At 68.8% G+C, this 3629-nt stretch carries 7 protein-coding genes and 1 pseudogene; 3 read left to right on the forward strand and 5 right to left on the reverse strand.

What is annotated here, in order from left to right; translation table 11 throughout:
* Positions 1-484 (reverse strand): annotated as a pseudogene (locus SD626R_RS10635) (hypothetical protein); the annotation flags it as partial.
* A gap of 177 nt (positions 485-661) precedes the next feature.
* On the opposite strand from SD626R_RS10635, the gene SD626R_RS10640 reads away from it, so the two are divergent.
* A complete protein-coding gene (locus tag SD626R_RS10640; RefSeq protein WP_092566343.1) occupies positions 662-1075 on the forward strand; it encodes a hypothetical protein in 414 nt (137 codons plus the stop codon).
* A 55-nt stretch (positions 1076-1130) separates the two neighbouring features.
* On the opposite strand, the gene hisE is transcribed toward SD626R_RS10640, so the two are convergent.
* Genes hisE through SD626R_RS10655 form a run of 3 tightly spaced genes read right to left on the reverse strand, consistent with a single transcriptional unit; the run spans position 1131 to position 2240 of the window.
* Positions 1131-1448, reverse strand: coding sequence for a phosphoribosyl-ATP diphosphatase (gene hisE / locus SD626R_RS10645; protein ID WP_092566344.1), 318 nt, complete (start codon positions 1446-1448; stop codon positions 1131-1133).
* Complete coding sequence (gene pdxT / locus SD626R_RS10650; RefSeq protein ID WP_092566345.1) at positions 1445-2038, reverse strand: pyridoxal 5'-phosphate synthase glutaminase subunit PdxT; 594 nt, start codon at positions 2036-2038, stop codon at positions 1445-1447. Before pdxT ends, hisE begins: the two co-directional genes overlap by 4 nt.
* A 37-nt stretch (positions 2039-2075) precedes the next feature.
* Positions 2076-2240, reverse strand: coding sequence for a preprotein translocase subunit Sec61beta (locus SD626R_RS10655; RefSeq protein ID WP_049984357.1), 165 nt, complete (start codon positions 2238-2240; stop codon positions 2076-2078).
* Positions 2241-2433: 193 nt separating this feature from the next.
* Between SD626R_RS10655 and SD626R_RS10660 the strand changes: the two genes are divergently transcribed.
* Both SD626R_RS10660 and SD626R_RS10665 read left to right on the forward strand, forming a co-directional pair.
* Entirely contained in the window at positions 2434-2703 is a 270-nt protein-coding gene (locus SD626R_RS10660) for a thioredoxin family protein (RefSeq protein WP_092566346.1), read from the forward strand.
* Positions 2704-2779: 76 nt separating this feature from the next.
* On the forward strand, positions 2780-2929 hold the full coding sequence (locus tag SD626R_RS10665; RefSeq protein ID WP_004049145.1) for a 50S ribosomal protein L40e: 150 nt from the start codon (positions 2780-2782) through the stop codon (positions 2927-2929).
* 71 nt (positions 2930-3000) lie between these two features.
* On the opposite strand, the gene SD626R_RS10670 is transcribed toward SD626R_RS10665, so the two are convergent.
* The coding region (locus SD626R_RS10670) for an AAA family ATPase (RefSeq protein ID WP_176697310.1) at positions 3001-3629 on the reverse strand (629 nt) is incomplete at its 5' end.

A 3629-nucleotide genomic window follows, 5' to 3' on the forward strand; every position in this document is an offset into this window, starting at 1 on the left:
TGTCGAGGTCGACGAACACGTGGAGCACCTCCCAGTCGTGCCAGTGGAAGTTCGCGGTGAACTGGTCGAACGCGGAGTACATCCAGAACTGGACGACCGCGAGCGGGGAGTCCTCGTACCGGACGCCGTTGTAGAACACCGTCGGATTCGGCGGCTCGCCCGCCGCCTCGAACCGCCCGTGATAGCCCTCGAACGCCGCGAAGCCGTCGACGACCGTCTCGCCGTCCCGCTCGGACGCGTACGGTCGCGGGTCGGTCGGGAACCACGGCTCCGCGGAATCGAAGTACAGCGTCGGCGCGAAGCGGGCCGCGAGCTCGTCGAGGCGATCCTGTTCAAGATCGCCCGTCGCGGCGTCGTCCGGCTCGGAGCCGGAGCAGCCCGCGACCGCGGCGCTTCCGGCCCCCGCGAGCGCGCCGAGGACGGTCCGCCGATCGACGGTTCGGGGGGCGGACTCCTCGGCCGCCCGATCCGACTCCCCGGTCACGCTCGTCCCTCGTCGGACCGCACGGGGGCGCGTCTCGGTCGCGGTCGCGATTCCAGTACCATTCCCGAGTGTAACGGACACACCGGCGAATAAGTCTTCTGACGGCGAGCGCGGCGGGCCCGCTCCGAGCGACCCCGCGGCCGAAGGTATTTGCGCCCGGACCCGCCACTCCCCGGTATGGACGGGAAGAAGGCCCTCTACTACGGCGCGGTCGCGCTCGCGGTGCTCGTCGGCGTCGGCATCCTCGTCTCCGTCGTCTGGTGGTTCCTGAACCTCGTGCTCGCGGTGGTCTCCGGAATCGTCACGCTCGCCGTTCTCGCCGGGCTCGTCTACGTCGCGTACAGGGCCGGATCGTGGCTCTCCGGGAGCGATGACTCGGTCGACGCGGACTCGATCGGCGACTCGTGGTCGTCCTCGCCCTCGTCCACGTCGACCGCGTCCGACGACGCGCCGGAGAGCCGTCAGGACCGGCTCCGCCGGCAGTACGTCGAGGGACAGATCAGCGAGGCGGAGTTCGAGCGCCGGATCGAGAGCGAGCTGGAGACGGAGGAGTTCGACGAGGTCGATCGCGAGCTCGAACGGGAGCGATAGGCGCGAACGGGAGCGGTAGGCGCGCGGAAGCGTCTTGGGCGCGCGCGGGACGCGGTCAGAACCGCTCGCGGAGTTCGCCGCGCAGGTCGTCGAGGTCGAGGTCCTTCATCGCGAGCAACACCAGCAGGTGGTAGACGAGGTCGGCGCTCTCGGCGGTGAGCTCGTCGCGGTCGTCGTCCTTCGCGGCGAGGATGACCTCGGTCGACTCCTCCCCGATCTTCTCTAAGACCGCGTTTTCCCCCTTCTCGTGGGCGAACAGCGAGGCGGTGTACGACCCCTCGGGGAGCTCCGCCTTCCGTGACTCGATGGTGGCGAACAGCTCGTCGAGGGGGGCCTCGGGCTCTCCGTCCGCGTCCGGCTCCGCGTCGCTCACGCGACCACCTCGTCCCCGGGGAAGAACGCGAGGTCGTGGATCCGCGGGTCGTCGGTGAGCTCCGGGTGGAAGGAGGTGGCGACGACGGGACCGTCGCGCACGGCGACCGGTCGGCCGTCGACCGTCGCGAGCACCTCGACGTCCGCGCCCACGTCGTCGATGAGCGGCGCGCGGATGAACACGGCGTGGAACGGCTCGTCGAGCCCGGTCACCGGCATTTTCGCCTCGAACGAGTCCTTCTGGCGGCCGAACGCGTTGCGGTCGACGGAGACGTCGACGAGCCCGAGCGCGTCGACCCGGTCGTCCTTCGCGTCCCGCGAGCAGACGATGAGGCCGGCGCAGGTCGCGAGCACGGGCTTCCCGCTCGCGACGTGCTCGCGGACCTCGGCGTCGATCCCCTCTCGGTGGATCAGCCGCGAGATGGTCGTCGACTCCCCGCCCGGCATGAGGAGGACGTCGCAGTCGGGCACGATCCCGGCGTCGCGGACCTCGACGACCTCGGCGGACTCGTCGTGGGCGGCCGCGGCGTTCCGGACGGCGGCGGCGTGCTCGGCCACGTCGCCCTGCACGGCGATGACGCCTGCTTGCATGGCCGCCTATCCGTCGGGGACGGGCAAAAAGGGCGCGCTACGCGACCGTCAGAGAGAGGATCTGGACGAAGACGCCGAAGAGGACGCAGAAGGCGAGGACGGTCTTCGGGTTCATCGTGATCGCGTCTCGGCCTTGGTTGTCGAAGTAGCGGACCAGTCCCGCACTCGACATCAGGCCGCCGGAGTTGGAGCCACTGCTCATACCTCTCGATGGGTCTCACCGCGTTCTAAACGTTTCGCTCGCGTCCCGGAGTCGTCATCGGCCGCCGTGCGCTCGGCTCCGGGTCCGCGGGCCGCAGCCGAGGGCTCGCGGTCCCGTGGTCGGCGGTCCTGTACTCGGAGACGCACGAGTGGGAAACCCTTATGCGCGGTGCGACGGTACGTTGCGGCGGATAATGACTGTTCGACTGCTGGATTTTCACGCAGACTGGTGTGGCCCGTGTAAGACGCAGGACCCGATCCTCGAGGAGATTCAGGAGGACCTCGGCGACGCCTTCGAACTCCAGAAGGTGAACGTCGACGAGGAGCAGGACGTCGCCAACCAGTATCAGGTGCGATCGCTTCCGACGCTGATCGTCGAGAACGACGACGGCGTCGTCGATCGGTTCGTGGGCGTCACACAGCGAGAGGATATCGAAGCGGCGCTCGCCGAGGCGGGCGCGTAGCCGGACAGTCAGACGCGGTCCGTCGCGACCGGCCGCGTCTCGCAAGCTTTTACAGCGTCGCCACGACAGTAGCCGTATGGCCAGTTTCGACGCCGCGGAACGCCGCAACCTCGATCGACACATCTGCATGCGCTGTAACGCCCGCAACTCTCCCGACGCCGACCGCTGCCGCAAGTGCGGCTACACGAAGCTCCGCCCGAAGGCGAAGGAACGCCGCGCCGCATAGAGCGTCGGTCCCTCATCGGCGACCCCGCCGGCCTCCAAGTCGGCCGACATCAAGGTCACCCGACGCCCGACTCAGTCGTCCGCGAGCGACGCGACGTCGAGTTCGGCCGCGTCTTCTCTTCGCACCGTCGACCGGTTCGACCGAGGGTCCTTCTCGACGATGACGAGTTCGTCTGCGGCACCCACCAGTTCGTCGTCGTGGCTGACGATGAGTATCTGTCGCACGCCGAACCCGCGCATCTCCTCGACGAGGCGCACGAGGCGGGAGACGTGTCCGGAGTCGAGAAAGACCGTCGGCTCGTCGAGGATGAGCGGCGGCGTCGGGGCCGCGCCCTCGATCCCCTCCGAGAGCAGCCGGTAGATCGCACAGCGCAACGAGAGGTTGAACAGCGCGCGCTCACCCCCGGAGAGCTGTTCCGGGTCTAACGCCTCGCCGTCCTTCTGATAGACCGTGAGGACGTACTCGCCGTCGAGTTCGATGTGCGCGTAGGCGTCGTTGCCGTAGACGACTTCGAACGTCTCGTTGAGGGTGCGCTCCAACTCGGTGACGTTGCGCTGGCGCACCTCCGCGCTCCGGTCGCCGTACATCGCCCCCAGTTCGCCCGCCTCCGCGTGGACTGCTTCGAGCGCGTCTCCCCGCCCCGCGAGCGCTTCGCGCTCCTCGCGGAGGTCCTCTAACCCTCGCATCTCGCAAAAGCGGG

It is taken from the genome of Halorubrum sp. SD626R, from assembly GCF_001261915.1.
Classification (GTDB): Archaea; Halobacteriota; Halobacteria; order Halobacteriales; family Haloferacaceae; genus Halorubrum.